The 26,965-nt window shown below is 60.4% G+C and carries 21 protein-coding genes; 11 read left to right on the top strand and 10 right to left on the bottom strand.

Going from position 1 to position 26,965, the window contains the following annotated elements:
• Positions 1–236: 236 nt before the first annotated feature.
• On the bottom strand, positions 237–863 hold the full coding sequence (locus A7K61_RS18125) for a Pr6Pr family membrane protein (RefSeq protein WP_069558081.1): 627 nt from the start codon (positions 861–863) through the stop codon (positions 237–239).
• Positions 864–867: 4 nt separating this feature from the next.
• Positions 868–1,101: a VF530 family DNA-binding protein gene (locus A7K61_RS18120; protein ID WP_003188882.1), complete on the bottom strand. Its 234-nt coding sequence runs from the start codon at positions 1,099–1,101 to the stop codon at positions 868–870.
• Between the two features lie 170 nt (positions 1,102–1,271).
• Between A7K61_RS18120 and A7K61_RS18115 the strand changes: the two genes are divergently transcribed.
• From A7K61_RS18115 to A7K61_RS18095, 5 genes are all read left to right on the top strand, one after another.
• A complete protein-coding gene (locus A7K61_RS18115) occupies positions 1,272–3,290 on the top strand; it encodes a TonB-dependent receptor (protein ID WP_044272079.1) in 2,019 nt (672 codons plus the stop codon).
• Positions 3,291–3,320: 30 nt separating this feature from the next.
• Positions 3,321–3,536: a hypothetical protein gene (locus A7K61_RS33185; protein ID WP_069558080.1), complete on the top strand. Its 216-nt coding sequence runs from the start codon at positions 3,321–3,323 to the stop codon at positions 3,534–3,536.
• 223 nt (positions 3,537–3,759) lie between these two features.
• On the top strand, positions 3,760–6,177 hold the full coding sequence (locus A7K61_RS18105; protein WP_044272077.1) for a glucose/quinate/shikimate family membrane-bound PQQ-dependent dehydrogenase: 2,418 nt from the start codon (positions 3,760–3,762) through the stop codon (positions 6,175–6,177).
• A 168-nt stretch (positions 6,178–6,345) separates the two neighbouring features.
• Positions 6,346–7,191: a 2OG-Fe(II) oxygenase gene (locus tag A7K61_RS18100; protein ID WP_069558079.1), complete on the top strand. Its 846-nt coding sequence runs from the start codon at positions 6,346–6,348 to the stop codon at positions 7,189–7,191.
• A gap of 34 nt (positions 7,192–7,225) precedes the next feature.
• Positions 7,226–8,632 (top strand): pyridoxal-dependent decarboxylase, encoded by a 1,407-nt coding sequence (locus tag A7K61_RS18095; RefSeq protein WP_069558078.1) that lies wholly within the window; start codon positions 7,226–7,228, stop codon positions 8,630–8,632.
• On the opposite strand, the gene A7K61_RS18090 is transcribed toward A7K61_RS18095, so the two are convergent.
• Positions 8,629–10,965 (bottom strand): bifunctional diguanylate cyclase/phosphodiesterase, encoded by a 2,337-nt coding sequence (locus A7K61_RS18090; protein WP_069558077.1) that lies wholly within the window; start codon positions 10,963–10,965, stop codon positions 8,629–8,631. The genes A7K61_RS18095 and A7K61_RS18090 overlap by 4 nt on opposite strands.
• Positions 10,966–11,315: 350 nt before the next feature.
• On the opposite strand from A7K61_RS18090, the gene A7K61_RS18085 reads away from it, so the two are divergent.
• The 6 genes from A7K61_RS18085 (at position 11,316) to cmoB (ending at position 20,471) form a co-directional block, all read left to right on the top strand.
• A complete protein-coding gene (locus A7K61_RS18085; RefSeq protein WP_069558083.1) occupies positions 11,316–14,894 on the top strand; it encodes a YncE family protein in 3,579 nt (1,192 codons plus the stop codon).
• Between the two features lie 176 nt (positions 14,895–15,070).
• Positions 15,071–17,491 (top strand): endopeptidase La, encoded by a 2,421-nt coding sequence (lon, locus tag A7K61_RS18080; RefSeq protein WP_047712670.1) that lies wholly within the window; start codon positions 15,071–15,073, stop codon positions 17,489–17,491.
• 199 nt (positions 17,492–17,690) lie between these two features.
• A complete protein-coding gene (locus A7K61_RS18075; protein ID WP_032893399.1) occupies positions 17,691–18,080 on the top strand; it encodes a protease inhibitor I42 family protein in 390 nt (129 codons plus the stop codon).
• 1 nt (position 18,081) lies between these two features.
• Positions 18,082–18,738 carry a lysoplasmalogenase gene (locus A7K61_RS18070; protein WP_044272069.1) on the top strand — a complete coding sequence of 219 codons (657 nt, stop codon included), beginning with the start codon at positions 18,082–18,084 and terminating at the stop codon, positions 18,736–18,738.
• Positions 18,739–18,774: 36 nt separating this feature from the next.
• Positions 18,775–19,518: a carboxy-S-adenosyl-L-methionine synthase CmoA gene (gene cmoA, locus A7K61_RS18065; protein ID WP_014717080.1), complete on the top strand. Its 744-nt coding sequence runs from the start codon at positions 18,775–18,777 to the stop codon at positions 19,516–19,518.
• Positions 19,515–20,471 (top strand): tRNA 5-methoxyuridine(34)/uridine 5-oxyacetic acid(34) synthase CmoB, encoded by a 957-nt coding sequence (gene cmoB, locus A7K61_RS18060; protein WP_032893401.1) that lies wholly within the window; start codon positions 19,515–19,517, stop codon positions 20,469–20,471. Before cmoA ends, cmoB begins: the two co-directional genes overlap by 4 nt.
• Positions 20,472–20,611: 140 nt before the next feature.
• Here the strand turns inward: cmoB and tadA are convergent, their stop codons facing one another.
• The 7 genes from tadA to lepB form a co-directional block, all read right to left on the bottom strand.
• Positions 20,612–21,109, bottom strand: a complete 498-nt coding sequence (tadA, locus tag A7K61_RS18055) for a tRNA adenosine(34) deaminase TadA (protein WP_069558076.1) — start codon at positions 21,107–21,109, stop codon at positions 20,612–20,614.
• The gene (locus A7K61_RS18050) at positions 21,109–22,491 is read right to left on the bottom strand and encodes a multicopper oxidase family protein (protein ID WP_069558082.1); all 1,383 of its coding nucleotides are present in this window, start codon (positions 22,489–22,491) and stop codon (positions 21,109–21,111) included. The genes tadA and A7K61_RS18050 overlap by 1 nt, the downstream gene beginning before the upstream one ends.
• Before the next feature lie 249 nt (positions 22,492–22,740).
• Positions 22,741–23,484, bottom strand: coding sequence for a pyridoxine 5'-phosphate synthase (pdxJ, locus tag A7K61_RS18045; protein WP_069558075.1), 744 nt, complete (start codon positions 23,482–23,484; stop codon positions 22,741–22,743).
• Between the two features lie 51 nt (positions 23,485–23,535).
• The gene (gene recO / locus A7K61_RS18040) at positions 23,536–24,222 is read right to left on the bottom strand and encodes a DNA repair protein RecO (RefSeq protein ID WP_069558074.1); all 687 of its coding nucleotides are present in this window, start codon (positions 24,220–24,222) and stop codon (positions 23,536–23,538) included.
• A 154-nt stretch (positions 24,223–24,376) separates the two neighbouring features.
• A complete protein-coding gene (era, locus tag A7K61_RS18035; protein ID WP_028618988.1) occupies positions 24,377–25,279 on the bottom strand; it encodes a GTPase Era in 903 nt (300 codons plus the stop codon).
• The gene (gene rnc, locus A7K61_RS18030; RefSeq protein WP_003188856.1) at positions 25,272–25,961 is read right to left on the bottom strand and encodes a ribonuclease III; all 690 of its coding nucleotides are present in this window, start codon (positions 25,959–25,961) and stop codon (positions 25,272–25,274) included. Before rnc ends, era begins: the two co-directional genes overlap by 8 nt.
• A 144-nt stretch (positions 25,962–26,105) precedes the next feature.
• On the bottom strand, positions 26,106–26,960 hold the full coding sequence (gene lepB / locus A7K61_RS18025; RefSeq protein ID WP_003188855.1) for a signal peptidase I: 855 nt from the start codon (positions 26,958–26,960) through the stop codon (positions 26,106–26,108).
• Positions 26,961–26,965: the final 5 nt, after the last annotated feature.

Raw genomic sequence — 26,965 nt, 5'->3', positions numbered from 1 at the left:
GGGGCCGTTACCGCAGCAATGGATATGTCCACAATCCAACTGTGTTGCCTGCCAGGACGTCATCGCAGGCAAGCCAGCTCCCACAGTTTGATCGCGGGGCGGCAGGTAGATAAGTGTCAGCTGTCAGGTCGTCACGGGAGCAAGCTCCCTCGCCACAGGTTCAGCGTCGCACCAGAATTGTGTGGATACCTATGGCTATCACAGGCAAGCCAGCTCCCACATTAATGGTGCTCACTTTAAATCGAGGGGGATTTGAGGTGCTTGTCTAGGCCAATGATCGCCAGCGCGATGACGATGAACCCTGCCAAAATACCTGCGGCATTCACAAACACCTGTGGATAACCAAGGCTGTCCACATCCATGAACGGGTACTGATACTGCCCGAGCATATGCCCGCGCAGCAGCACATATCCGAAGTACACCAATGGGTAAATCACCCAGCCGGCAATGTGTTTGAACCGCAAGGTGCCCTTGGGCACACACCGCCACCAATACACCACAAACAGCAACGGCATGACGTCGTGCAGCAACTCATCGGCGATAAATTGAAAGCCCTGCGGGCTCCACAGATGCCGCAGCAGCAGGTTGTAGGCCAGGCTCACCAGCACGATGCTCGCCGCTATCGCGCTACTGATGCGGGGCGCGAGGAAGAATCGCTTGGCGGCTGAGTCGCGCTTGACCAGCGCGTAGCTGAGCACCACGACCACCAGGGTATTGGTCAGTACGGTGAAGAAGCTGAAGAAACTGATCAGGCCGCCCAGCAAGCTCGCACCACTGGCCCAGCGCGAATAGAGAATCAGGTATTGCTGGATCGCCAACCCCACCCAACCGGCCAAGGCTGCTGTCGCGACAAAGCGCTTCATGCACTCAATCCAGGGGGCGCTTGGTACGCATCAGCTTGACGTACAAGCCTTCGACTTTTTCCCGCGCCCAAGGGGTTTTGCGCAGGAAAGTCAGGCTCGACTTGATGCTCGGGTCGCTCTTGAAGCAGCGGATATCAATGCGCTCGGCCAAGCCGCTCCACTCGTAATGTTCCACCAGGGTGGTGAGCACGTGTTGCAGGGTCACACCGTGGAGCGGGTCGTTGCTTGTCGCGGTCATGCCGGGCCTTTTGCAAAAAGAGGAAACACAGCCGCGCACCTTAGCCGACGGGGCGTGCAGGTGGAAGCATCGGATTGAATATAGCCCGTGAGGAAAAGTTCCCCTTTTTCGCAAAAAAGAGATGTTATATTGTAACTTTACTTAACAACCTTTTTGCCTAGGAATATCCGATGTCGCTGCCTTCTCTCTGGCGCTTGTCGCCCCTCGCCGCCGCCCTGTTGATCAGCTCCCAGGCCCATGCCCTGGAACTGCCACCCCAAGTGGTCACCGGCAACCCGCTGGGCAGCGAACAGCTGGCCTCGCCCACCACCGTGCTGGAAGGCGACGACCTGACCCTGCAACAAAAAGGCAGCCTCGGTGAAACCCTGAACAAGCAGCCGGGCGTGTCATCTTCGTACTTTGGCCCAGGGGCCAGCCGCCCGATCATTCGTGGCCAGGATGGCGACCGCATTCGCATCCTGCGCAACGGTGTGGGGGCGCTGGACGCCTCGTCGCTGTCCTACGACCACGCGGTGCCGCTGGACCCGATCAACGTTGACCGCATTGAAATCGTGCGCGGCCCGGCCGCCCTGCTGTATGGCGGCAGCGCCATCGGTGGGGTGGTCAATACCTTCGACAATCGCATCCCCACCGAGGCCATCGAGGGCATCCATGGCGCTGGCGAGTTGCGCTACGGCGGCGCCGACACCACCCGCAGCAGCGCAGGCAAGCTGGAAGCCGGCAACGGCACCTTCGCCTTGCATCTGGACGCCAATGCGCGCGAGTTCAACGACCTGAAAATCCCAGGCTATGCGCGCAGCCGGCATGCACCGGAGAGCGAAAATGGCCCCGGCAAAAACGGGCGCCTGGGCAACAGCAATGGGCGCCAGGACGGCGGTGCGGTAGGCGGCTCCTACACCTGGGACGATGGTTATGCCGGGCTGTCCTATAGCAATTACGACAGTAACTACGGCTCACCCGCCGAGCAGGATGTACGCATCCGCATGAAACAAGACCACTACGCCTTTGCATCCGAGTTCCGCAACCTGCAAGGGCCCTTTACCTCGGTGAAACTCGACGCCGGCTACACCGACTACGAGCATCGCGAAATCGAAGGCGGCGAAACCGGCACCACCTTCAAGAACAAAGGCTATGAAGCGCGGGTAGAAGCTCGTCACCAGCCGATTGGCCCGTTCGATGGCGTGGTCGGCGCCCAAGTGACCCGCAACGAGTTCTCGGCCCTGGGCGAAGAAGCCTTCGTACCGCAGACCGACACCAACGCCGGCGCGCTGTTTGTCCTCGAAGAAATGCAAGCCACCGAGCGCCTCAAACTCAGCCTCGGCGCACGCCTGGAACACACCAGCGTCGACCCGAACGCCAAAGGCAACGAGCGCTTTGCCAATGCCGATAAAAGCAGTAACTTCACCGCCGGCAGCCTGTCATCTGGCGCGGTGTACACCCTCACGCCGATCTGGTCCCTGGCCGCCACCCTGGGCTACACCGAACGTGCGCCGACTTTCTACGAGCTGTACGCCAACGGCGCCCACGTCGCTACCGGTACCTATGAGTTGGGCGATGCCAACCTGAAGAAGGAAAAGGCCGTGTCCAGCGACCTGGCCCTGCGCTTTGACAACGGCACCCACAAGGGCAGCTTCGGCGTGTTCTATAGCCACTTCTCCAATTACATCGGCTTGTTGGGCACGGGTCGTACCCTGAACGATGAAGGCGAAGAGGACGCGGGTGGTATTCCCGAGTATGAATATTCTGGCGTGCGCGCACGTTTCGCCGGCTTCGAAGCCCAGGATCACTGGAAGCTCGGCGAAGGCGCCTACGGCAAGTTTGCGCTGGAACTGTCGGGCGACTACACCCGCGCCACCAACCTGGACACCGGCGAAGCCTTGCCACGCATTGCGCCCCTGCGCATGAGCAGCGGCCTGTTGTGGGAACTGGATCGCTGGCAGGCGCGTATCGACGTGGAACATGCCGCAGGCCAAGGGCGTGTGCCGGATAACGAAAGCGGCACCGACGGCTACACCACCCTCGGCGCCAGCGCGGGGTATCGCTTCAATGTGGGCGGCAGCCAGTGGCTGGCGTTCGTCAACGGTGAAAACCTGACCAACCAGACCGTGCGCTATGCCAGTTCGATTCTGCGCGACATCGCGCCGGCGCCGGGGCGCAGTGTGCAGTTCGGCATCCGCACCACTTTCTAACCGTCACCTCACCCCCCTGTAGGAGCGAGCTTGCTCGCGAAAAACGCCAACGATAACGCGCGCTTCCTGAATAAACGCGGCGCCTGTGAGTTTTTCGCGAGCAAGCTCGCTCCTACAGAGAGAGAGCCTGCCATCAGGCTATTTTTGCAGCGACTATCTGTCACTGTTACCAAAACTGAAATGATGCATCTTGCGATTCACCCTTTCTCAAAACGCCCCGCCGCATTATCCTTCGCAACAATCTGAAACGCTTCACCTCCGGGTCGATCCCATTTGCCGAATTTCCCTGCACGCAAAGACAGCGCTGTCTTAAACCGACCTGCGCTGGGGAATCTGTTGCCCGCCTGTGGATAACCCGGTTATCCACAGAAAAACCCGAAAATAACGATGAACCAAGCCCGTGCCGAATCGTCATCTACAGTGAAGCACGGGGTTACATAATTATTCCAACGTCACGGAGAAACACACTATGAGCACTGATGGTGCTTCAAGCCCAAGCCGCCTGCTGCCCAGGCTGCTAGGCGTCTTGCTGCTGATCATGGGGCTGGCCTTGCTGGCTGGCGGCGTCAAGCTGAGCATGCTCGGCGGGTCGCTGTACTACCTGCTCGCCGGTATCGGCATCACCCTGACCGGCGTGTTGCTGCTGGCCACCCGCCGCGCTGCGCTGGGCTTGTACGCACTGGTGTTGTTCGCCAGCACCGTGTGGGCACTGTGGGAAGTCGGCCTGGACTGGTGGCAGTTGGTACCGCGCCTGGCCCTGCTGTTCGCCCTGGGCATCGTCATGTTGCTGCCGTGGTTTCGTCGTCCGTTGCTGCGTGGCCAGGCCGCGCCGCTGGGCACTGGCGCGCTGAGCGTGGCCGTGGTGCTGGCGGGCGCTACTGCCCTGGCCAGCCAATTCACCAACCCAGGTGAAATGGTCAAGACCGGCCAACTGGACCGCGACGCGGTACCGGGCATGGCCAGTGCTGCGCCGACTCAAGCCGATGGCGACTGGAATTCCTATGGCCGTTCGGCCTTCGGTGACCGTTACTCGCCACTGGCACAGATCACCCCGGAAAACGCCCACAAACTGGTGCCGGCGTGGACCTATCGTACTGGCGACATCCCTGGCCCAGGCGACCCCGGTGAAACCACCGCGGAAAACACCCCGCTGAAAGTCAACGGCATGCTCTACGTGTGCACACCGCACAGCCAAGTGATTGCCCTGGACCCGGACACCGGCAAGGAAATCTGGCGTTTCGACCCGAAGATCACCACCCAGGGTGCTGAGAGCTTCAAAGGTTGGGCGCACATGACCTGCCGTGGCGTGTCGTACCACGATGACGCTGCCTACGCTTCCGAGCAAAGCCCGACTGGCACAGCCAGCCCGGCCGCCGCACCGAACGCGTGCCCGAAACGCATCTTCGTGCCAACCGCCGACACCCGTCTGATCGCCCTGAACGCCGACACCGGCAAGATGTGCGAAGACTTCGGTGACAAAGGCCAGGTCGACCTGCGTGCCAACATCGGCAGCTTCGCCCCAGGCGGTTACTACTCCACCTCGCCACCGGCCGTGACCAAGAACCTGGTCGTGATCGGCGGTCACGTGACCGACAACGTTTCCATCGACGAGCCAAGCGGCGTGATCCGCGCGTTCGACGTGCACACCGGCAAGCTGGTGTGGAACTGGGACAGCGGCAACCCGGACGACACCACCCCGTTGGCCGAAGGCAAGACCTACACCCGCAACTCGCCGAACATGTGGTCCATGTTCGCCGTGGATGAAAAACTCGGCATGCTCTACCTGCCGATGGGCAACCAGATGCCCGACCAGTACGGCGGCGACCGTACCGATGATTCCGAGAAGTACGCCGCGGGCCTGACCGCCCTGGACATCGACACCGGCCACGTGAAGTGGACCTTCCAGTTCACCCACCACGACCTGTGGGACATGGACGTGGGCGGCCAGCCTTCGCTGATCGACATCAAGACCGCTGCGGGCGTGAAGCAGGCCGTGATGGCGTCGACCAAGCAAGGCAGCATCTACGTGCTCGACCGTGCCACTGGCCAGCCCGTGGTGCCGGTCAATGAAATCCCGGTGCCACAGGGCGCAGTGGCGGGCGACCGCACCTCCCCTACCCAACCCAAGTCCGACCTGAACTTCATGCCGCCGCCGTTGAAAGAACGCGACATGTGGGGCGTGACACCGTTCGACCAGATGCTGTGCCGGATCGACTTCAAATCCATGCGCTACGACGGCCCGTTCACGCCGCCGTCCCTGCAAGGTTCGATCGTGTACCCAGGCAACTTCGGCGTGTTCGACTGGGGCGGCATCTCGGTTGACCCGGTGCGCCAGATCGCCTTCGTGAACCCAAGCTACATGGCGTTCAAATCCAAGCTGATCCCGGCGGCCGACATCGCCAAGCAAGGCCCACGCGTCAGCGAAACCGAAGGCGTGCAGCCGAACAAAGGCGCGCCGTATGGTGTGATCCTTGAAGCGTTGCTGTCGCCGATGGGCCTGCCGTGCCAGGCACCGGCCTGGGGCTACGTGGCGGCGGTCGACCTGACCACCCACCAGACCATCTGGATGCACAAGAACGGCACCGTGCGTGACAGCTCGCCGGTTCCGATCCCACTGACCATGGGCGTGCCTAGCCTGGGCGGTACGTTCACCACCGCCGGTGGCGTCGCGTTCCTCAGCGGCACCCTGGACCAGTACCTGCGTGCCTATGACGTGAAAAACGGCAAGCAACTGTGGGAAGGCCGCCTGCCTGCAGGCGCGCAAACCACCCCGATGACCTACACCGGCAAGGACGGCAAGCAATACGTGCTGGTCATGGCGGGCGGTCACGGTTCCCTGGGCACCAAGCAGGGTGATTATGTAATGGCGTTCAAACTGCCGGATTAAGTAGCACTGGCGGTATAAAAGGCGGCTGCCCCGAATGGGCAGCCGCTTTTTTTTGCCTGCCGAAAATGCCCCGGCGGTTTCCCCTCTGCCCTTTAAAGCTAATTTAGTGCGCACGCCCCGCGTAATACAAAAGGCGTACGGATAAAACTTTAAAGGGAGCTTCACTGCATGACGGACCATGTCGCTACAAAACCGATTCTTTCCACCCCCACAAAAATCCTGGAACTTGAACACCTCACTACTGCCAGTTTGAAAAAACTCATCAGTGGCGAAGTGCTTGCCATTCGGGTACCTGAATTTGCCAACGCAACCACCCGCGCACGGTTGATTCAGGCCATCGACGACACCGCCACCCTGGAACACTACGGCCATGAAACCTACGAAGAGGGCCGCGTCGTTCAGCACTTCTATGGTGTGCATCGCTGGGGCACCCCGTTCAACTCCACGTACGGCAAGGCCGCCGGCAGTGATGCCCAAGAGAAATATTATGCTGACGCGGCGCGTATGCGCGGCCTTATTGACAGCCTCTGTGCGCCGCAAAAGCCGCCCATTCAACAGCTGATGGAACAATTCCAGGCGCTCTGGCCGCAAGGTGCAACAGCCGCTGCGTTCCAGGGCCAACCGATGTTTTGCGGGATCATCCGCGTCATGTTCCCAGAGACGGCGCACCTCTCGGAAACGGTGCCCCATGTGGATTGCCTGCCCCGCACAATCGCTGAGTTGCAGCAGCAATTCAGCGCCAATATCTATCTTGAAACGCCGCCTTCGGGAGGCGAATTGATCATCTGGGATACCCAAGCCTTTAGCTATGACCAGGTGCAGCGCTTCGAGGGTGCCCAACTGCCCGAACAGTGTTTACAAAAACCGCTGCGCATCCGCCCACGCCAGAACGAACTGGTGCTGATCAATACCCGCCGCCCCCATGCCATCTGCGGGTTCGATTCGGGAAAACGCGTCAGCATGCAGTCGTTTATCGGCTATACCCCCGGTGAACCGTTTTACTTCTGGTGCTAATACTTTTATTGCTCGTGCACATGGACGTTTATCTATGACCCCCGAAGAATTCCGCCAACATGGCTATGCCATGATCGACCTGATTGCAGATTACCGACAGAACATGGAACAACGGGGCGTGCAGCCCACCACCCAACCTGGCGAGATCAAAGCCGCCCTGCCGGTCAGCCCGCCTGACACCGCCGAACCCTTCGAACAGATCATGGGCGACGTCGAAAAACTGATCATGCCCGGCTTGCTGCATTGGCAGCATCCCAGTTTCTTCGGGTTCTTCCCTTCCAATGTGGAACTGTCCTCAGTGCTGGGCGATTGCCTAAGCACCGGCCTAGGTGTGATTGGGTTGTCCTGGCAATCCAGCCCGGCCCTCACCGAAATCGAGGAAGTCACCACCGACTGGCTGCGCGACATGCTCGGCCTGGGCAGCTCATGGAGCGGTGTGATCCAGGACTCTGCGTCCACCTCCACCCTGGTGGCGCTTATCACCGCCCGGGAACGCAGCTCCGATTACGCGCTGATGCACAACGGCCTGCAAAACAGCGGCGCGCCCCTGATCGTCTACACCTCAGCCCATGCCCACAGCTCAGTCAACAAAGCGGCGATCCTGGCCGGATTCGGCCAGAACCATATCCGCACCATCGCCACCGATGCACACAATGCAATGTCGCCCCAGGCACTGGCGCAGGCCATCGAACAGGACCTGGCCGCCGGCAACACGCCCTGCGTGGTGATCGCCACCACCGGTACCACGGCCGCCATGGCGATCGACCCGCTGGCAGCCATTGGCGACCTCACCCAACGCCATGGCCTGTGGCTGCACGTGGACTCGGCCATGGCTGGCGCGGCAATGATCCTGCCGGAATGCCGAGCCCTGTGGGATGGCATCGAAAAGGCTGACTCGCTGGTGCTCAACCCGCACAAATGGCTGGGCGCGGCTTTCGATTGCTCGGTGTACTTCGTGCGCGACCCCGAGCATTTGATTCGCATCATGACCACCAATCCGAGCTACCTGCAGTCCAGCGCAGACGGCCAAGTGCGAAACTACCGTGACTGGCGGATCTCCCTGGGCAGCCGCTTTCGCGCCTTGAAGTTGTGGTTTCTGATACGCGAGCAAGGCGTCAGCGGCCTGCAAGCACGGCTGCGGCGAGACCTGGCCAATGCGCGCTGGCTGGCAGAGCAGATCGAAGCCACTGAGCACTGGACACTGGTGGCCACGCCCGCCTTGCAAACCCTGTGCATTCGCCATGAACCGCCGGGGTTGGAAGGCCAGGCGCTGGATACTCACACCCGAGCCTGGGCAGAAAAACTCAACCAGTCAGGCGATGCCTACGTCACCCCCGCGATCCTCGATGAGCGCTGGATGGTGCGGGTGTCTATCGGTGCACTGGGCACCGAACGCCAGCATGTCGAACGGTTGTGGGCGCGATTGCAAACCCTGGTTTAAGTGGGCACCCGTTCACGCCGCATCCACCGCTCGAACGCCATGGCATTGAGCGGGCGGCTGATCAGGTAGCCTTGGGCGGTGTCGCAGTTCCAGCGTTTGAGCAAGGTGAGGCTGTGCTCGAACTCCACGCCCTCGGCCACCACCTTGAGCCCCAGGCTATGGCTCATCTCGATGGTGGAACGCACGATCACGCCGTCGCCGCTGGTGCTGTCGAGGTTGCGTATAAAGGACTGGTCGATCTTCAGTTCTTGCACCGGCAGGCGCTGCAATTGCGCAAGGGAGGAGTAACCGGTGCCAAAATCATCCACCGACAGGCTGATCCCGCAGTTGCGCAACTGCTCCAGCACGCTGAGGGCCTGCTGCGGGTTGTGCATGATGGCGCTCTCGGTGATTTCAAAAATCAAATGCTCGGCGCCCACGTGGTATTGGGCCAATAGCGCGGTAACGCGAATGGCCAAGTCGTCATCGGCCAAGTCGTTCACCGAGATATTCACCGACAGTTGGATAACCAGCCCACGCTGCGCCCATTCGGCAATCTGGCGGATGGCTTCCTCGATCACCCACAGCGTCAGCGCGCCCATGCTGCCGGTGCGTTCGGCCAGGGGAATGAACTCTGCGGGGGACACTTGCCCCAGCGTCGGGTGTTGCCAGCGCAGCAAGGCTTCGGCCTGGCTCACGTTCCCGTGCCGCAGGTCGAGCTTGGGCTGGTAGCACAGGAACAACTCGCCTTCGATCACGGCGCGGCGCAGGTCGCGAATCAGGGTGATCTGGCGTTGGTAGGCGAGGTCGCGGTCCGGTTGGTAGATTTGCAAATGCCCCGGCAGGTTGGCCGCGTCGTGCCGGGCGATGGCCGCGCGGTTGATCAATTCTTCCACCTGCTGCCCGTCAGCAGGGTACGCGGCGATGCCGATGCTCACCTCATGGCGCACTTCGTCATTGCCGATGCGCAGGGGTTCGGTCAACGCCCCATGCAGTTGGTCGGCGCGGGCCACGGCGCAGTCGATCTCGGTGTTTTCCAGCAATAACAGAAACTCACTGCCGGCGATGCGCGCCGCGGTGTCGCTGGCCAACAGGCTGCTGGACAAGCAGCGGCTGGCCTCGCACAACATGTGCTCGACACCTTCGGGGCCAAACCCTTCGTTGATGAGCCGATAGTTTTCAATGCCTACGTACAGCAATACCACCGGCCGCCTCGCGCTGATCGCACTGCCCAGGCGCTCCATGGCCAGGGCGCGGTTGGGCAGGCCGGTGAGCGGATCATGCAAGGCATTGTGGGCCAGTTGCCGCTCACGCAGGGCGATGCCGCTTTGCATGGCATTGAACGCACGCGCCAGCAGGCCGAACTCGTCGTGGCTACGCACCCGCACCGGGGTGCGGTAGTCACCGGCCCCGATCCGTTCAGCGGCTTGCACCAGCGCATTGAGCGGGCGTGACACGCGCCGCGCCAGGAATAACGCCACCGCCAGGGACACCAGCAGCACCGCCAGGGCAATCCCCATGAACTGCCGGTCCAGCGGCGCGAAGGATTCCAGCGCATGGTCCAGCGGGCTTTGCAGCAATACGCGCACTTCATCGCCTTCGCCGCTGTTGGCCAACGGCAACACCTGGCTGAGCACACGCTGGCCATGGAACAGCTGGATCTTCGCCTCGGGATCGACCTGCGTGCCATGCAAGAGACTGATGATGCTTGGGCGCCAATTGCCAGGGTGGGTGGTGAACAGCTGACCGAGATGGCCGTCCTGCACGCTGAGAAACGACACCTCCAGGTTGCTCATGGAACGCAGTTCATGGGCAAATTGCGTGTCCATGGGAAAGCCCATGACCACGCGGGCGATAGGCACAGGCCCGAGCACATCTTTTTGCACCAGCAAATAGGGGCGCCCGGCCATGGCGACGATCAGCATTTGCTGGCCGCTGCGCCGCGCCTTGCGCAAGGCATCGGCATATGGGAACAACTGGCCTCGCGTCTGCACCAGCAGGGTACTGACCATGACCCTGTCATCCAGGCCCAGCACCACCACTTCGCTGGAACTGACCCCGGTACCATGGGTACCCAGCGCCTCCAGGATAGGCACCGTGCGGCCACCGGCCACCGCCTGCTTGAACGGCCCATCGGCGGTAAGCCAGTCCAACCCGTATTGCAAGCGCCGCCCGCGCAGGTCCAGCAGGCGCTCGAACACCTGCCGCCCCGTGTTCAGCTGTACGTCGGCCTGGTTCTCCAGCGCGCGAGTGGTGGCGGCCTTCACGGCAAAATAGGTGGCGGCCACGACCACCAGCAACAACAGCGCCAGCACCCCGGCAATACGGGTCTGAAACGTGTGGCGCCAGTGCATGGCCGCGCCCTCGGGCCGCGTTCGTCGCTCTGTGCCGTGCTTTCCTGATGTCATACGCGTCCCTGCCGACTGCTAACCGGCGTCAAAAAAACATCCCTTTTAATGGATTATTTCATTCAGGCAGGTTAGCTGGGACTACGGATAAGTAAACCCAACAAACGCTGGGACTTGATTGTCATTTTTTTGGCGAATACACGTTAAGGGCGGATATGAGCGCGGGCTAACCGCTCGTCGGCACTGTCATTTCTCACAGCTAGGCGGTGTGAAAAGGGTCGGATTGAATGGGCTACGGCTCGCTCAAGCACACATGGCGGGTCCCTATTGACTCGAACACAATCAGGTACTGCGCCATGACCTACGATCCAGACCATCTGTTATCCGGGCCCCGCGACCATTTATCTGCGGTCTCAAGCGATAACCCCACACAGAGCGGTTGCAGTAGCTCTGTCTCCCCATCTTTGGATGAAGATAAAGAAGATAAAAGAGTGCCGTTTTCCGAGGTGGTGCTGAATATCGCGAACGTTACCCCCATACCGGGTACCGATGGAGGCCTCAACAACGCTGCACTGGTCGTGAACCCCTCCGGCGTCAACTGCACCTTCAGAGCCTGGGAGAATATGGCCAAGGACGACCGCGCGGCCATTCTTCTTAATGACATCGAGGCAGATCATTACAACGTCACAGAGGAGGATGCCAAGTTTGGCAGGCCCGTTACCCTAGCGATAGATCGTTTCAAATTTGTCGACCAGGCACTCAACACACTTCAAGGCGTAGTCAAAAGCGCGAACGGCGGTAATACGACCAAGACCAAAGAGTTCAGGATCTTGGTGGACAGCAAAGCGCCTGGTGGCCTTGACCCCGATGGCAGCACTGAATTGACCAACGAAAACCTGGCGCGAATTGAATTCGTAGACCCCACCATTAATAGCACAGGCATCGTTAACAGCAGCGACATTACCAACGGCGTTAAAATCAGCATCGACAAATACCCGGTGAATCCGGCAGTAGATCAGGTTCATCATCGCAAAGAGGGCGATGTCATCCACGTAAACATTGGCGGGGTGGTCAGCACCCATCAAGTGACCAGTGGGGAAGCAGCCAGCAACGATCCGGTCATCATGACTATCGAATACGGCAAGTGGGGAGAGATGACCAAGGGCGCGAATATCGCCCTCTGGTATGTGAGAGACCTGGTGGGTAATCAGTCTTTCGGCTTTTCCATCCCAAGGACCATACAGAACAGAACGTACAAGGGAACCAGCCTGAAAGCCGGGGAGGTGCATGAACACGAGTACGACGCAGACAAAAACAAGAACTACATCGACGCCGATGCGCACTCGCGCAACCTGAACTATAAGGTTCGCCTGAGCGGAGAGGGCTGGCAGATCGACGATGAGTTACTGGTCACCTACTTTGGTTTGACCTCGGCGGGACAACTCAAACACATCGAAACGTATACGGTGGTACGCACGGATTTGTTACGTGTTGACATCCCGCTGCCGCTGGCCTTTGTTAAACAACTGGTAGGCGTTGACCTGATTGCATACCACGAACGTGTGCGCCGGGGAGTGCCTGAGAATGTCCCGTCCGAAACCGTTATTTATGAGATTAGAGGTACACCCGTCGATAACCGGCACCCTGCGCCCATAGTCGAAGGACTGGAAAACGGCACGCTGCCCAATATCGACCCTGTAGAGATTAAAGTGCCCCGCGGCAGACTGGTTCCGAATGACAGGATCGAATTGTTCATTACCGGTAAAACACCTTCCGGCGACAACGTGCTTGCGTCAGAGGTCGTACGCGTAAGTGAATACGACCATGACTACATTTGGTTCTCGTTCAGTTATCCAATGGTGTTCAAGCAGTTGGAGGGATCGTCGTTCACCGCAAAATACGTGGTCAATCGAGACACCGAGAACCCCTCGCAAGCGGTTACCGTGCAGGTTGGCTCCATCACCCTCCCCCTGCCCGCGCCTGTCTCACCCGACGCGCCACCGCCTGAACATCGGTTTGATGAGTTCGTAACCAAAGGCAATCTCAGGGCGAACGTCGAGTGGCATTCGAGCATCGCCCTGTACGATGAAGTAAGGATACTTGCCGAAGGAAGCAAGACGAACGACTTGATTGCCACCGCGTGGCTCAAAGTTGATAGCACTTGGTATGGCGACACTCTTCCCTTTTACATCCCGCGCACCCTACTGCTAGACAATAGACACGGAACCGTGACGCTGCGATGGGAAGTGCGTACTCCGCCCTCGATCAGCGTACGTAGGTCCCTGCCGCTGATCGTCAAAGTCGGCGCTGGGTTGCAACTGACCGAATGCCCGACCTTGCTGGAGGCCACCCTGGTTTCGCCTTGCATCATGCGGCTTAACCCGCTGAATGTCTGGACGCCCTCTCCCCGCATCACGACGTTCCGGGTCAAGTACCCCATGGTGGAGAGTGATCTTGTAACCCTGCGTGTAGTCGGAAAACCCGGGGTGGGTACACCTGCCATTCCCAGCAAACCCGGCAAGCCAGACGCTGGCCATGATTACATTACCTTCTCTTACCTGAGTAACTTTGTTGGTGCTTACGTCGGGGAGTCGTTTGAAGTTTATTTCGAGGTGCTGCGTGACAACGTCACGACGGACTCTAGACGACTCACGGTTGAAGTGGATAAGTTCTCTGAGCAGACACTCAACCTGCTGAGCGTGCCTGCGGCCGCGGGTGGGGTGATCGAGACCAACAAGGCGAACTCGGTACAGATTCGCGCCTTGCCGTTTTTCAGGGCCGGGCTTGCTGTTGGGATTGACCTGTTCAGTACCACCGACTACCCGCTGCGGCGTGCCATTGATATAACACCGGCAGAAGCCAGTGCCGGGCGCACTCTGGACTTGATACCGGCCGATTATTTGAGGGAGTTGCCGGATAACAGCCAGGTCAGGATCCGGGGCTGGATATCGTTGGATGGAACCAACTGCCTGGACACAGCCATATATTTTAATGAGGCTACTTACCGCACGCACAAGGCACCGGGAGAGATTGTGCGGGAGATTGAGGTGGGGAATGGGCCGACTTATATAGTGGTCAGTCGGGACGGTAAAAAGGTTTGTGTGGCGAATGGGCGGACGCCGTCGATCTCCGTAATTAATTTGGAGACTGATGAGGTAAGAACCATAAATACGGTGGGTTCTGTTATTAATGGATTGGCATTACATCCTTCGACTTCGAACCTGTATTTTTCGGTAGAGGGAGCACATCATACTCAAAGCAGTCCAGTTCTCAATATCAGCTCTTTCACAATGAGTTACCTCTATTGGTACAATGATCTCGTTAACACCCTGTCCATATGCCTAAACCCAGCAGGTACGAATCTGTATGTCGGATCAAGAACACTTTTACCAAGTCGCCCTTTTCACTGGGATATTGTAGCAAACAGATATACTGGCGCTGCCTTATACCAAGGACAGGGCACCCCCCACACATCAATCGTTAACCCTCAGGGTACTGCCGTATTTACAATTGCTGAAAACACACAGCGATTCAATATTAATAACTATTATCGCACTCACTCGGTCACCAATAACGGAATCGCCAGCGCGCTTGCCCATTCGCCACTGTTCGCCTCACTTGAACGATTGTTTGTGTGTGTCCCAAACTTAGGAAAAGTAGATATCTACAACACCTACAACAATGGCCTTACTTACGTCAAATCCCTCACCGGACTAGCGACCCCACGGGGCGTCGCCTTCCACCCAGTCAAACCGCTGGCCTACGTGACGGAGTACGCCAGTAACACCGTCCGCATCATCGACACCACCACCGAGGAACTGGTTGGCAGTATCCCTGGTTTCAACCAACCCACCGGCCTGGCCTGCAGCGAGGATGGCAGGCACTTGTTCGTCTGCAATTTCGGCAACAACACCGTATCCGTAGTAAGCGTCTAAACGCCCGCCAACATGCCCCGTCTCCCGCGAGACGGGGCATTCACCCCTTGCATGCCCCTAAACACCCCCGCGCCTCTCCCGTTATTTCATGCAAATTGTTGCTAACGACGCCGCCCCATTGAAACCACCGCAACCCCGCCCCATCTAACCTGCATACTTACTGATGCAGGTGCCCCATGAGCGACCAGCAAGAATTTCCAGATTACGACCTCAACGATTACGCCGACCCCGAAAACGCTGAAACCCCCTCGTCCAATACTGGCCTGGCGCTGCCTGGGCAAAACCTGCCGGACAAGGTCTACATCATCCCGATCCACAACCGGCCGTTTTTCCCGGCCCAAGTGTTGCCGGTGATCGTCAATGAAGAACCCTGGGCCGAAACCCTGGAGTTGGTGAGCAAATCCGACCACCATTCCCTTGCGCTGTTTTTCATGGACACACCGCCCGAAGACCCGCGGCACTTCGACACCTCGGCCCTGCCGCTGTACGGCACCCTGGTGAAGGTGCACCACGCCAGCCGCGAGAACGGCAAGCTGCAGTTCGTGGCCCAGGGCCTGACCCGCGTGCGCATCAAGACCTGGCTCAAGCACCACCGCCCACCGTACCTGGTGGAAGTCGAATACCCGCACCAGCCCAGCGAGCCGACCGATGAGGTCAAGGCCTACGGCATGGCGCTGATCAATGCGATCAAGGAACTGCTGCCCCTCAACCCGCTGTACAGCGAAGAGTTGAAGAACTACCTCAACCGCTTCAGCCCCAACGACCCGTCGCCGCTCACCGACTTTGCCGCCGCCCTCACCTCGGCCACCGGTAACGAGCTGCAGGAAGTGCTGGACTGCGTGCCCATGCTCAAGCGCATGGAAAAAGTGCTGCCGATGCTGCGCAAAGAGGTGGAAGTCGCGCGCCTGCAAAAAGAACTCTCCGCCGAAGTGAACCGCAAGATCGGCGAGCACCAGCGTGAATTCTTCCTCAAGGAACAACTCAAGGTCATCCAGCAGGAGCTGGGCCTGACCAAGGACGACCGCAGCGCCGACGTCGAACAGTTCGAACAGCGCCTGCAAGGCAAGGTGTTGCCGGCCCAGGCACAGAAGCGCATCGATGAAGAACTGAACAAACTGTCGATCCTGGAAACCGGTTCGCCGGAATATGCCGTCACGCGCAATTATCTGGACTGGGCCACCTCGGTGCCGTGGGGCGTGTACGGCGCAGACAAGCTCGACCTCAAGCACGCGCGCAAGGTGCTGGACAAGCACCATGCGGGCCTGGATGACATCAAGAGCCGCATCCTCGAATTCCTCGCCGTGGGCGCCTACAAGGGCGAAGTCGCCGGTTCCATCGTGCTGCTGGTGGGCCCACCGGGCGTGGGCAAGACCAGTGTGGGCAAGTCCATCGCCGAATCCCTGGGGCGGCCGTTCTATCGCTTCAGTGTCGGCGGCATGCGCGACGAGGCCGAGATCAAGGGTCACCGGCGCACCTACATCGGCGCCCTGCCCGGCAAGCTGGTGCAGGCGCTGAAAGACGTGGAAGTGATGAACCCGGTGATCATGCTCGACGAGATCGACAAGATGGGCCAGAGCTTCCAGGGCGACCCGGCGTCGGCGCTGCTGGAAACCCTGGACCCGGAGCAGAACGTCGAATTCCTCGACCATTACCTGGACCTGCGCCTGGACCTGTCCAAAGTGCTGTTCGTGTGCACCGCCAACACCCTGGACTCGATCCCGGGCCCGTTGCTGGACCGCATGGAAGTGATTCGCCTGTCTGGCTATATCACCGAAGAAAAAGTCGCGATCGCCAAGCGTCACCTGTGGCCCAAGCAATTGGAAAAAGCTGGCGTGGCCAAAAACAGCCTGACCATCAGCGACGGCGCCTTGCGCGCCTTGATCGACGGTTATGCGCGAGAGGCCGGCGTGCGGCAGTTGGAGAAGCAACTGGGCAAGCTGGTGCGCAAGGCGGTGGTCAAGCTGCTGGATGAGCCGGACTCGGTGATCAAGATCGGCAACAAAGATTTGGAAAGCTCCCTGGGCACGCCCGTGTTCCGTAACGAGCAAGTGCTGTCCGGCACCGGCGTGATTACCGGCCTGGCCTGGACCAGCATGGGCGGCGCCACCTTGCCGATTGAAGCGACGCGCATCCACACGCTCAACCGTGGCTTCAAGCTCACCGGCCAGTTGGGTGAGGTAATGAAAGAGTCCGCCGAAATCGCCTACAGCTACATCAGTTCAAACCTGAAGTCGTTTGGCGGCGATGCGAAGTTCTTCGATGAAGCCTTCGTGCACTTGCACGTACCAGAAGGCGCCACCCCCAAAGACGGCCCGAGTGCCGGCGTGACCATGGCCAGTGCGTTGCTGTCCCTGGCCCGCAACCAACCGCCGAAAAAAGGCGTGGCGATGACTGGCGAACTGACGTTGACCGGGCATGTACTGCCGATTGGCGGGGTGCGCGAGAAGGTGATTGCCGCGCGGCGCCAGAAGATTCACGAGTTGATCTTGCCGGAGCCCAACCGTGGCAGCTTTGAGGAGTTGCCGGATTATTTGAAGGAAGGGATGACGGTGCACTTTGCCAAGCGGTTTGCGGATGTGGCGAAGGTGCTCTTCTGATAGATCTCTAGCGCCTGGATTGGCCCTATCGCGGGCAAGCCCGGCTCCCACAGGAATCGGCGTTGTTGATGACAACGCGGTCAAATGTGGGAGCGGGCTTGCCCGCGATGGCGCCAGCCGCCATACCGCACGCCCTCTTGTCACACCTTGTCTCATCTTCGGTTATGCTCCCCCTTCGTCGTGTATTAACGGAGCCTTCATGACCGCTGCCCGCCTGTTTCTCCCCTTGAGCCTTGCCCTGCTGGCCGGATGCGCCAGTGCCCCTAAGCAAAACGTCAGCGTGGACAACCAGAGCGCCTGCCCGCTCCAGCTTAAAAACGGGCAAAACCTGATCCTCACTCTGCCCAGCAACCCCACCACCGGCTATCGCTGGGCCATCCAGGACTCCGCGGGCGGCGTGTTGCGCGCCTTGAGCCCCGAGGTCTACAGCAGCACCGAATCCGGCGTGATTGGCGGTGGTGGCCAGTCCACCTGGCGCTTCCAGGCGTTTGCTCCAGGGCAAGGGCGGTTGCGCCTGACGTCCCAGCAACCCTGGGAGCCAGAAGCCGAACCTGTCGAAACCTTTGACTGCGCCATTACGGTGAACTGATATGCCCTGGCTGATCCTTGCGTTGATGGGCGCCGGCACCTTTGTCTACGGCCTGGCGACCCATGCGACGCTGCTGTGCCTGCTGGTCAAGCCGCTGCCGGTGCTGGCGCTGCTGGGATGGCTGCATGACGCGCCGCCCACCGAGTATCGACGCTGGATCAGCCTGGGGTTAATTTTCTCCGTGGTGGGCGACGTGTTGCTCGCCTGGCCAGGCGACCTGTTTATCTTTGGCCTGGGCGCGTTCCTGTTCGCGCATCTGGCCTATCTCAAAGCCTATTTCAGTGACTGTCGGCGCTTAGCCTTGCTGCCGCTGGTGCTGGCCCTCGGCGTTGGCGCAATCTTGCTGAGCATCCTGATCGCCCATGGCCTCGGTGAATTGCTGATACCGGTGGTGGTTTACGCACTGGTGATCAGCGCCATGCTTTGGCGTGCGTTGGCGCGACTGGGCAGCCAGGTGCCCAAACGTTCGGCGTGGCTGGCGGCGGCGGGTGCGGTGTCGTTTGTGGTATCCGATGCGCTGATCGGCATCAACCGGTTCGTCCTGGCGTTCGAGGCGGCGCCGTATTTACTGATCGCCACCTACTGGCTCGGGCAGTGGGGCATCACCGCCTCGGCTTTCCATCAGACAACCCGCGCATCCGAGGAGCAACTTGGCTAAAATGCCGGCCTTTCCCCCATCGTCGCCGGAACAGCCGTGAGCAAAGAACCCGATCGCCTATTCGCCCAGCCCCTGCCCCAGGTGCCGGACTTCGCCTTTAACGAGGATGTGGTGCGGGTGTTCCCGGACATGATCAAGCGCTCGGTGCCGGGTTACCCCACTATCGTCGAAAACCTCGGCGTGCTGGCCGCGCAATTTGCCCAGCCGGGTAGCGTGCTGTATGACCTGGGTTCTTCCCTGGGCGCCGTGACCCAAGCCCTGCGCCGCCATGTACGCACCGAAGGTTGCCGGGTAATCGCTGTGGATAACTCTGCCGCGATGGTCGAGCGCTGCCGCGAATACCTCAATGGCCAGGACTCGATGTTCCAGGAGTTGCTGCCCGTGGAGGTGATCGAGGGCGATATCCTCGCCCTGCAATTCAAGCCTGCCTCGGTGGTGGCGCTGAACTTCACCCTGCAATTTATCGCCCCCCAGGAGCGCCTGGCGTTGCTGGGGCGCATTCGCCAGGCGCTGCTGCCGGGCGGGGCGTTGATCCTGTCGGAAAAGCTGCGCTTTAACGATGTTGAAGAACACGCACTGCTGACCGACCTGCATATCGCCTTCAAGCGCGCCAACGGCTACAGCGAACTGGAAATCGCCCAGAAGCGCAGCGCCATCGAAAACGTCATGAAGCCCGACAGCCTCGAAGAACACCGCGAACGCCTGCTGGCGGCCGGGTTCTCGAAAGTCGTGCCGTGGTTCCAGTGTCTTAACTTTGCCTCGTTGATTGCCTTGCCATGATTGATTTGTCCCCCCTCGCCCGCCACTTGGTCGGCACCCCCCTGGCCGTCTGGGCCCAGGGCCTGCAAGCGCAGCTCGATAGCAAGATGGAAAAGGGTCATGGCGACCTGGAGCGCTGGCAGAGTGCGTTGGATGCACTGCCGAAGATCCAGCCCAGTGAAGTCGACTTGTTGAACGGCCTGGTGCTGGACACTGATTGCGACGACGCCACCCGTGAGCAAATGCACACCGCCTTGATGGGCCTGAGCCCCTGGCGCAAAGGCCCGTTCCATCTGTTCGGTGTGCATGTGGACACCGAGTGGCGTTCGGACTGGAAGTGGTCGCGAGTGGCGCCGCACCTGAACCTCAAAGGCAAGCGCATCCTCGACGTGGGCTGCGGCAACGGCTACTACATGTGGCGCATGCTCGGCGCCGGGGCCGACAGCGTGATTGGCGTGGACCCCAACTGGCTGTTCTTCTGCCAGTTCCAGGCGGTGCAGCGTTACCTGTCCGAACCCAAGGCCTGGCACCTGCCGTTCCCGTTCGAAGACTTGCCGGCCAATCTGGAAGGCTTCGACACGGTGTTCTCCATGGGCGTGTTCTACCATCGCCGCTCGCCCATCGAGCATTTGCTGGCGTTGAAGGACACCCTGGTCAAGGGCGGCGAGCTGGTGTTGGAAACATTGGTGGTGGAAGGCGATCAGCAACAAGTACTGGTGCCGGAAGACCGTTACGCCCAGATGCGCAACGTGTGGTTCCTGCCGTCGGTGCCGGCGTTGATGCTATGGCTGCGCCGCGCCGGTTTCAGTGATGTGCGGTGCGTGGATGTGAGCGTGACCACGGTTGAGGAACAGCGTGGGACACAGTGGATGAAGTATCAGTCGCTGAGTGATTTCCTGGACCCTGAGGATCACAGCAAGACCATTGAAGGGCTGCCGGCACCGATGCGAGCGGTGATCATCGCGCGTAAATGACACCACCCTTTTCCTGAAAAAATGGAGATTAACTGTGGGAGCTGGCTTGCCTGCGATAGCGGTGGGTCAGTCAATATTGGGCTGACTGACAGATAGCTATCGCAGGCAAGCCAGCTCCCACATTGATACTTCAGTGTTCTTCAGAGTGGTGGCTTGGCTCGGCGGGCTTTGAAGAACTCGCTGAGGACAGCCCCACACTCCTCGGCCAACACCCCACCTTCAAACAACACCCGATGGTTAAGAAAACCCTGGGTAAAAAACTGCCCCTGGCTTTGCACGATTCCCGCCTTCGGCTCCAAAGCGCCATACACCACCCGCGCCACCCGCGAATGCACGATCAGCCCCGCACACATGCTGCACGGTTCCAGCGTCACGTACAGCGTGCTGCCCACCAGCCGATAGTTGCTGATCGCTTGCGCAGCGGCGCGGATCGCGACCATTTCGGCATGGGCGCTGGGGTCGTTGCCGCTGATGGGGCAGTTGAAGCCGCGGCCGATGATTTCACCGTCCTGCACCAGCACGGCGCCCACCGGCACCTCGCCCAATGCCGCGCCCTGGGCGGCGAGCGCCAGGGCTTCGCGCATAAAGTCCTGGTCGCGGCTGCGGTCGATAATCGCGGCGGGACGAATCTGGCGCATCACGCCACCTCGATGGCGGCCATCAGGCCGGTTTCCATGTGGTCGATCACATGGCAATGGAACATCCACACCCCGGGGTTATCCGCCACCAAAGCCACGCGGGCGCGTTCGTTCTTGCCCAGCAGGTAGGTGTCGGTGAAATACGGGATCACCTTGTGGCGGTTGGACGCGAGCACCTTGAAACTCATGCCGTGCAGGTGGATCGGGTGCTGGTACTGGGTCATGTTCTTCAATTCGAAAATATAGCTCTTGCCCTTTTCCAGCTTGGCAATCGGGCGGTCGGCGCAGGTCTTGTCGGTGATGTCCCAGGCCTGGCCGTTGATCTGCCACAGGCTCGGCGGCTTGCCGTTCTCGACATTGACCGACACCGAGCCGACCCATTCGAAATTAAAGCTGAGCTTCTCCGCGTTGGCCAGGTCTGGCTCGGCGACCGGGTTGGCCGGCAATGCCTTTGGCCACGCGGTAGGCGCGTCGGTATTGGCCACCGAGCGGAAGGTGCCAAGGCGCACCGGGCCGTTGCGCAGCGACAGTTCTTCGCCCGCCGGTGGCGCCTTGATCGCCAGGCAAATGCGCATGCCCGGGCCCAGCCAATATTCCTTGCCCAACGGGCGCGGCTCGATGGGGTTGCCGTCCAACGCGTAGATCTGCGCTTCGACGCCAGGAATATTGAGGCGATAGGTCAGGGTGTTGTCGAGGTTGAGCAGGCGCACGCGGGTGATTTGCCCAGCCGGCAGGTCGATCACCGCCTGGGGCACGCCGTTGATAGTCGAGAGGCGCCCGGCCGTGCCGCCACGCGCCGCTTCACGGGGGATGCTGAACTCGACGAACGCACCCTCCTCGTCGATGTGCCAGTTCTTCAGGCTCAAGGTGCGTTCGTACTTGAAGCCGGTGGGTTCGCGCTCGTCCACGATCAACGGGCCGACCAGGCCACGGCCGAGCTCTTCGCTGCTGCTGACATGGGGGTGGTACCAGTAACTGCCGGCATCGGGCACGCGGAATTTGTAGTCGAAGTATTCGCCAGGCAGCACGGGCAATTGTGAGACGTAGGGCACGCCGTCCATTTCCAGCGGCAGGCGGATGCCGTGCCAGTGGATGGTGGTGGCAACCGGCAGATGGTTGATAAAGCGCACCCGCAGCCACTCGCCTTGGCGCACCCGCAACTCGGTGCCCGGCGCCGATGGGCCGAACGCCCAGGCTTGGGTCTTGTGCCCCGGCACCAACTCTACGTCCAGGGGTGCGGCGATCAGCTCGTAATCGTGCCCGGCCTCGGACTCAGCGACTTTCCCCAGCCAGTAGCGGTAACCACCGCCGGCTCCGACGCCTACTACGGCCAGGCCAGCAAGACCACCCAGGATTTGTCGACGGGAAAAGGATCGGGACACAACAACCTCGCGTATCTGCCGCAGGCCAAGGGCCCGCAAAGGGCTGATACGATACACCTGCGCCGGCTAAACAGTAAGGCTTCGCATTGCCGCACAGCGCAATTGTAAGACCCGATGAAGATCAAATGTGGGAGCGGGCTTGCTCGCGAATGCGGGGTCTCAGTAAATGCATCTTTAACTGACCCACCGCATTCGCGAGCAAGCCCGCTCCCACATTTTGGTCCTCAGTGTCCTTTAGACTGCGTTCACTCAGGCCTTGGCAGCAGCCAAAATCAGGGCTTTCATCTCGGCCACGGCGCCTTTGAAACCGACGAACAACGCGTGGGCCACCAGCGCATGGCCGATGTTCAGTTCGTTGATACCTTTGATCGCGGCCACGGCTTCGACGTTGTGATAGTGCAGGCCATGACCGGCATTGACGATCAAGCCTTCGTTGAGCCCGCAGTTCACGCCGTCGATGATACGTTGCAGTTCGTCGGCCACTTCAGTCGGCGTGGTGGCATCGGCATAACGGCCAGTGTGCAGCTCGATGGCCGGGGCGCCGACACGGCGGGAGGCTTCGATCTGGCGTTCGTCGGCGTCGATAAACAGCGAGACTTCACTGCCGATCCGCGACAGGCGCTCCACCGCAGCCTTGATCCGCGCTTCCTGGCCGGCGACGTCGAGCCCGCCTTCGGTGGTCAACTCCTGGCGGGTTTCCGGTACCAGGCAGATATGCGCCGGGCGGATGCGCTCGGCGAACGCCATCATTTCTTCAGTGACGCCCATTTCGAAGTTCATGCGGGTTTGCAGCACGTCCTTGAGCAGCAGCACGTCGCGCTCCTGGATGTGGCGGCGGTCTTCGCGCAGGTGCACGGTGATGCCGTCGGCGCCCGCTTCTTCGGCGTCCAGCGCGGCCTTGACCGGGTCAGGGTAACGGGTGCCCCGGGCCTGGCGCAGGGTGGCGACGTGGTCGATGTTGACGCCAAGAAGAATGCGATTGCTGGTGGTCACGGAAGCACTCCTGAAAAGGGAAAGAATCGGTGCACAGCATACACGGGGATGTCAGGGCTTTCGAAACAACTCGCGACTGACCAGCGGCCGCCCGCCCAGATGCACGGCCAAGGCCTGGCGCATCAGGCGCTTGGCCGCGGACAGCGCACCAGGCGCGTGCCAGTCGGCTTCGCTCATGGCCAGCAGCTCGGTGCCCTGGAACAGGCCGGGCTGCAGCAGGTACACACGCTCAAGCCCTGCATCGACTTGCAGGCGATACATGCCGTCGGCGGCGATGGGCTCGCCGTGCAAGTCGTTGGCCAACTCGAAGCCGTAGCCCAGGTCGTCGAGCAGGCGCCATTCGAAGGCGCGCAGCAGCGGTTCCAACGGACGGCCTTCAGCGAGGGCCAGCAAGGTTGCGGCGTAGTGATCGAAGACCGCGGGGTGCGGGTCTTCGGCGGGCAACAGGCGAATCAGCAGCTCATTGAGGTAAAGGCCGCTGAACAGCGCATCGCCGTTAAGCCAGGCCGAGGTGCCAACGCTTTCCAGGCGGCCGACGTTTTTCAGCTCGCCCTTGCCGCGAAACTCCACGTCCAGCGCCACGAACGGCCGCGCCAAGGTGCCCGCCTTGCCCCGCGCGCTGCGCAAGACTGCGCGCAGGCGGCCTTGGGGCGTGAGGAAGTCCACCAGCGCGCTGGTTTCGCGGTAGGCGCGGCTGTGCAGGACATAGGCGAGTTGGCTGGGGGGTGGGGCGGACATGAAGCTCTCTCGCAGAACGTGAAACAGCGCCGATCCAATGTGGGAGCGGGCTTGCCCGCGATGGCGGCGTCACAGTCAACATCTCTGCTGAATATTACATCCTCATCGCGGGCAAGCCCGCTCCCACAGGGTTTTGCCGTGTGTTCGAGACCTGTTACAGGTCGCCGTAGCCCAGGGAGCGCAACGCACGCTCATCATCGGACCAACCACCTTTCACCTTCACCCACAGGTTGAGCATGATCTTGGAGTCGAACAGCAACTCCATGTCCTTGCGCGCTTCGGTGCCGATGCGCTTGATGCGCTCGCCCTTGTCGCCAATGATGATCTTCTTCTGGCCGTCGCGTTCGACGAGGATCAGCGCATGAATGTGCAAGGTCTTGCCCTGCTGCTTGAACTCTTCGATTTCAACGGTGATCTGGTACGGCAGTTCGGCGCCCATCTGGCGCATGATTTTCTCACGCACCAGCTCGGCGGCAAGGAAGCGGCTGCTGCGGTCGGTGATCTGGTCTTCCGGGAAGAAGTGCTCGTTCTCCGGCAGGTGCTCGGCGATCACGCGCTCCAGGGCTTCAAGGTTGTGGCCGTGCTGGGCCGAGATCGGGATGATCTGGGCGTTCGGCAGTTGTTCCTGCAGCCAGCTCAGGTGCGGCATCAGCTCGGCTTTGTCTTCGATACGATCGGTCTTGTTCAGCGCGACGATCAACGGGCCGGTTACGTATTGCACACGCTCAAGGACCATCTGGTCTTCGTCGGTCCACTTGGTGCGGTCGACCACGAAGATCACCACGTCGACGTCTTTCAACGCGGCCGAGGCGGTCTTGTTCATGTAGCGGTTCAGGGCTTTCTCACCGCCTTTGTGCATGCCAGGGGTATCGACATACACCGCCTGCACGTTGCCTTCGGTCTTGATGCCCAGCATGTTGTGGCGGGTGGTCTGGGGCTTGCGCGAGGTGATCGCGAGCTTCTGGCCGAGAATGTGGTTGAGCAGCGTGGACTTGCCCACGTTCGGGCGGCCGACGATGGCAACATAGCCACAGCGTGTTGCGGTTGAATCAGTCATGGCCATTCTCCACGCCCAGGGCAATCAGTGCTGCAGCGGCCGCTACCTGTTCGGCAATACGACGGCTCACACCCTGACCTCGGCTTTTTTCGTTCAATAAGGTGATTTCACATTCCACGAAGAACACCCGGCAATGGGGCTCTCCCTGGATATCCACCACTTCGTAGCGTGGCAGTTCGCAACCGCGCGACTGCAGGTACTCTTGCAGGCGGGTCTTGGGATCCTTGTTGGTATCGACCAGCGTCAGGCTTTCGATCTCCGAGGCCAGCCAGGCGACAACGCGCTCCTTGGCCGTCTCCATGCCTGCATCAAGGTAGATCGCACCGATCAAGGCTTCCAGGGCATCAGCCAGGATTGACTCGCGACGGAAACCGCCGCTTTTCAACTCACCGGAACCCAGCCGCAGGTACTCGCCCAGGCCGAAGCCTCGGGCCAGCACGGCCAGGGTCTCGCCTTTTACAAGGCGTGCGCGCAGGCGCGAAAGCTGGCCTTCTCGCGCTTGGGGGAAGCGCTCGAACAGCGCCTCGCCGGCGGCGAAATTGAGGATAGCGTCACCGAGGAATTCCAGGCGCTCGTTATTGCGCCCTGCAAAGCTGCGGTGTGTGAGGGCAAGGACCATCAATTCCTGATCCTTGAAGGTGTAGCCGAGCTGGCGCTCGAGACGACTGAGAGAAACGGTCACGGTTTATCCATATCTAGTTGATGGCACCGGCGGCCATCGACGATTGACGCAGTGTTCAAATTCAAATCCTGATGGGTACCGGGCATCGGAAAATGTCCAAGCCCCAGAAAAGCATTCGGCGCTGTGTTCACAGCGCCGCTTGTATTACTTGATCAGCCCGACCCGCGAGAAGTTCGGCAGGTGGCTGAGCTTGGGTTCCGGCCAACTCATCCAGACCGCGAAGGCTTTGCCGACAATGTTCTCGTCGGGCACCATACCCAGCAGGTCCTTGGGAATGTTGGGGTCATCCCAATAGCGGCTGTCGTTGGAGTTGTCGCGGTTGTCGCCCATCATGAAATAGTGCCCGGCAGGCACTTTCCACTGGCCATCCGGCATCGCACGGTAGCGGCTCATTTCCTTGCGGATCTGGTGCTCCACCGCGCCGAGTTTTTCCTGGTACAGCTCGGCGCTGCCCAAGGTGTTCGGCTCGGCGCCCAACAGTTTCTCGGCCACCGACTCACCGTTGATGAAGAGGCGCTTGTCGCTGGTGTAGCGCACCACGTCGCCCGGCAGGCCGACCACACGCTTGATGTAGTTGACGTTCGGGTCGCTTGGGTAGCGGAACACCATCACATCGCCGCGCTGCGGGTCACCCACGGGGATGACTTTCTTGTCGATCACCGGCAGGCGAATGCCGTAGGAAAACTTGTTCACCAGGATGAAGTCGCCCACGTCCAGGGTCGGTTTCATCGACCCCGAAGGGATCTGGAACGGCTCTACCAGAAACGAGCGCAGCACCAGCACGATGAACAACACCGGGAAGAACGACTTGCCGTACTCAACCAGCAAGGGCTCTTTGTTCAGCTTCTCGACCACCACCGCATCGGGCTGGCTGACGCTGCCCTGATAGGAAGCGATGGCCGCCCGACGACGCGGGGCGAAGAACACCAGATCGAGCAACGCCAGGAGACCACAGACGGCAACGGCAATGACCAGCAACAGCGGGAAATTTAGTGACATAGGAC

Origin of the sequence: Pseudomonas sp. AP42 (assembly GCF_001728935.1) — a bacterium.
Classification (GTDB): domain Bacteria; phylum Pseudomonadota; class Gammaproteobacteria; order Pseudomonadales; family Pseudomonadaceae; genus Aquipseudomonas; species Aquipseudomonas lactis.
This window is presented reverse-complemented; position numbering and strand designations above follow the sequence as displayed.

Coding starts and splice junctions, on each gene's coding strand:
- A7K61_RS18095 (WP_069558078.1), top strand. CDS start 7,226: ATGACCCCCGAAGAATTCCGCCAACATGGCTATGCCATGATCGACCTG.
- recO (WP_069558074.1), bottom strand. CDS start 24,222: ATGTCCGCCCCACCCCCCAGCCAACTCGCCTATGTCCTGCACAGCCGC.
- A7K61_RS18115 (WP_044272079.1), top strand. CDS start 1,272: ATGTCGCTGCCTTCTCTCTGGCGCTTGTCGCCCCTCGCCGCCGCCCTG.
- tadA (WP_069558076.1), bottom strand. CDS start 21,109: ATGCGCCAGATTCGTCCCGCCGCGATTATCGACCGCAGCCGCGACCAG.
- A7K61_RS18085 (WP_069558083.1), top strand. CDS start 11,316: ATGACCTACGATCCAGACCATCTGTTATCCGGGCCCCGCGACCATTTA.
- A7K61_RS18100 (WP_069558079.1), top strand. CDS start 6,346: ATGACGGACCATGTCGCTACAAAACCGATTCTTTCCACCCCCACAAAA.
- A7K61_RS18090 (WP_069558077.1), bottom strand. CDS start 10,965: ATGCACTGGCGCCACACGTTTCAGACCCGTATTGCCGGGGTGCTGGCG.
- A7K61_RS18105 (WP_044272077.1), top strand. CDS start 3,760: ATGAGCACTGATGGTGCTTCAAGCCCAAGCCGCCTGCTGCCCAGGCTG.
- lepB (WP_003188855.1), bottom strand. CDS start 26,960: ATGTCACTAAATTTCCCGCTGTTGCTGGTCATTGCCGTTGCCGTCTGT.
- cmoB (WP_032893401.1), top strand. CDS start 19,515: ATGATTGATTTGTCCCCCCTCGCCCGCCACTTGGTCGGCACCCCCCTG.
- A7K61_RS18120 (WP_003188882.1), bottom strand. CDS start 1,101: ATGACCGCGACAAGCAACGACCCGCTCCACGGTGTGACCCTGCAACAC.
- A7K61_RS18075 (WP_032893399.1), top strand. CDS start 17,691: ATGACCGCTGCCCGCCTGTTTCTCCCCTTGAGCCTTGCCCTGCTGGCC.
- lon (WP_047712670.1), top strand. CDS start 15,071: ATGAGCGACCAGCAAGAATTTCCAGATTACGACCTCAACGATTACGCC.
- A7K61_RS18070 (WP_044272069.1), top strand. CDS start 18,082: ATGCCCTGGCTGATCCTTGCGTTGATGGGCGCCGGCACCTTTGTCTAC.
- era (WP_028618988.1), bottom strand. CDS start 25,279: ATGACTGATTCAACCGCAACACGCTGTGGCTATGTTGCCATCGTCGGC.
- A7K61_RS18125 (WP_069558081.1), bottom strand. CDS start 863: ATGAAGCGCTTTGTCGCGACAGCAGCCTTGGCCGGTTGGGTGGGGTTG.